Raw genomic sequence first — 2,340 nt, forward strand, 5'->3', positions numbered from 1 at the left:
GGCGCGGGGCATGCCGTGATCCACATCGCCTCCCCGTCAGAGCGGGCTGGCGATGACGGGCAGGGGACGGGCGCATTGCACCATGTCGCCTTTTCCTGTTCGGATTACGACACGTGGCGCAGCCGCATCGACGCGATGGGTCTGCCCTGTGAGGTCAATGATTTCCCGGCGGCCTCGCTGCGGCAGCTTTTCGTGATCGATCCAGACGGGATCAGGCTGGAATTCAATTTCCACGACATGCCGCAGGCGGCGTTTGCCTGGGCACCTGCCTAGAAGCTGATCGTGCGGGTCTTCCCGTCCCAATCGTTTCCGGCCTGTTTGACCGCATCGAACAGTCCGGCCGATTCGGGCGGCAATTGCGCAAGTTCGAGGATCATGGTTTCGTCGCCGGTCATGTCGAAATAGGCCACTTCTGACCCCGGGCCAAAGCTGGCCCCCTGAAGGCGTGTCGCGCCAAATGCCTCGATCTCGGCCTGGGCGGTGGCCATGTCGTCGACGAACCGGCAGGTGTGATGCACACCCGTACCGCCCGCCTTGAGGAATTCGTCGAAGATCGAGGGGCCGCGCGGTTCGATCAGCTCGATATTGGTTTCTCCCGAATAGGCGATCGCAGCGCCGAACTTGTAGATGTAATCCTCACCCCGGTAATCGCCGCGCGTGGCGTTTAGTTCGGGAAAGACGAAGAACGGGCCGACGCCCATTACCTGCGTCCAGAAATCGATGGCTTTTTCAATGTCGGGCACGACATAGGCCATCTGGTTCAGCACGCCTGTCCGGGCTGTCATCGTTCTCTCCTTGATATCTTTTCGCGGCAGCATTGGCTGGCACCGTCAAGATAATATGCTAGCATCCTTTCTCGTGGCGGCAAGCGCAATGACGCAGCATTTATTGCAGCATGGAGCCGCAGCATGGGAGAGCGAGGATAATGCGCAGAACGAATTCGAACGATCTTACCGGCAAGACCGCCATCGTCACCGGCGGCGCGCGCGGCCTAGGAGAGGCAATCGCCTGGGCCTTGGCGGAAAACGGCGCAAGGGTGATGATCACCGATGTGCTCGACGCCGAAGGCGAAGCGCTGGCAGCGGCGATGGGCGGGGCAGGGCACAAGGCCGTTTTCCGCCACCACGACGTGCGCGATGCGGCGGCGTGGCAGGAGATTGTCGCCGCAACGCTCGCCGAATTTGGCGGGCTCGATATTCTCGTCAACAATGCCGGGATCAATTTTGTCGAGACCATCGAATCCGCGACGGAAGAGCAGTTTCGCAATATCGTCGACGTGAACCTGATCGGCCCCTTTATCGGCATGCAGGCGATTATCCCGCACATGAAGGATGCCGGCGGCGGCTCGATCGTCAACATGTCCTCCAATTCGACGCGCAAGGTGGTCGTCTCCACCACCGTCTATTCCGCGACCAAGGCGGCGCTGGCCAATCTGACCAAGACTTCGGCGGCATGGCTGGGCCAATATGGCATCCGCGTGAATTCGGTGCATCCCGGCGCACATGATACCGAAATGGTGCGCAAGGGGTTCGAACAGGTCAGCGATCCCGCCATCCGCGAGGCAATCCTGAACGCGATTCCGCTGGGGCGGCTTGGCCGCCCGGAGGAAACGGGAGCGCTTGTCGCGTTCCTCGCCTCGGATGCGGCGTCCTATATCTCGGGCGGGGAGTATTTCATCGACGGGGCCAACAGCAAAATCAGAACGGTAGTGAAAGGCGCGGGGAAGGAAATCCATTCCCGCGCCATAGGAGTCACAGATTATCGGGCGCACCCGGCAGGAACGGGGTAAAGGCCCCCAGCGTCTGTCCGCCATCGACCGCGATTTCCGCGCCTGCCAGATAGGACGCATCGTCGCTGCACAGGAACAGGCTGGTGTGCGCGACCTCTTCGGGCTCGCCGATGCGCTGGATGGTCTGGCCGGTGTAATATTTATTAAGGTCCTCGGGCGCGTCGCCGGTGACATTGCCCATGCGGGTGTTGATGCCGCCCGGGAACACCGCGTTCACCCGGATGCCCCGATAGCCCAGTTCCATCGCGCAGTTCTTGGTCAGCCCGCGCAAGGCCCATTTGCTGGAGAGATAGGCGGTCAGCCCGTTCATGCCGATCAGGCCCGAACTCGACACGATATTGACGATCGCGCCCTTGCCCTTGTCGATCATGCCGGGGGCCACCGCCTTGATGCCCAGCCACGCGCCGATCAGGTTGATCGACAGCACGCGCTCGAAATCCTTTTTCTCAAGGGTCAGCGCGTTGACCGGATGGACGATCCCTGCATTGTTGACGAGGATGTCGGGCGCGCCCCATTCGCCGGTGACCCGGGCGATCAGTGCAGCCCAGCTC

At 61.6% G+C, this 2,340-nt stretch carries 4 protein-coding genes; 2 read left to right on the plus strand and 2 right to left on the minus strand.

All coding sequences use genetic code 11. From position 1 onward, the window contains the following. Window positions 1-273, plus strand: a 273-nt coding sequence (locus AAFM29_RS17185) for a VOC family protein (protein ID WP_341713947.1), incomplete at its 5' end; no start/stop codon positions are given. Here AAFM29_RS17185 and AAFM29_RS17190 read toward each other — a convergent pair. Then, complete coding sequence (locus tag AAFM29_RS17190) at window positions 270-785, minus strand: VOC family protein (protein WP_341713948.1); 516 nt, start codon at window positions 783-785, stop codon at window positions 270-272. The genes AAFM29_RS17185 and AAFM29_RS17190 overlap by 4 nt on opposite strands. 140 nt (window positions 786-925) lie before the next feature. Between AAFM29_RS17190 and AAFM29_RS17195 the strand changes: the two genes are divergently transcribed. Beyond that, window positions 926-1,789 (plus strand): SDR family oxidoreductase, encoded by an 864-nt coding sequence (locus AAFM29_RS17195; protein ID WP_341713949.1) that lies wholly within the window; start codon window positions 926-928, stop codon window positions 1,787-1,789. Here the strand turns inward: AAFM29_RS17195 and AAFM29_RS17200 are convergent. Further along, on the minus strand, window positions 1,752-2,340 hold a 589-nt coding region (locus AAFM29_RS17200), incomplete at its 5' end, for an SDR family NAD(P)-dependent oxidoreductase (protein WP_341713950.1). The two genes, AAFM29_RS17195 and AAFM29_RS17200, sit on opposite strands and share 38 nt — an antisense overlap.

It is taken from the genome of Erythrobacter sp. (assembly GCF_038133525.1).
GTDB lineage: Bacteria > Pseudomonadota > Alphaproteobacteria > Sphingomonadales > Sphingomonadaceae > Qipengyuania.

Coding starts and splice junctions, on each gene's coding strand:
- AAFM29_RS17190 (WP_341713948.1), bottom strand. CDS start 785: ATGACAGCCCGGACAGGCGTGCTGAACCAGATGGCCTATGTCGTGCCC.
- AAFM29_RS17195 (WP_341713949.1), top strand. CDS start 926: ATGCGCAGAACGAATTCGAACGATCTTACCGGCAAGACCGCCATCGTC.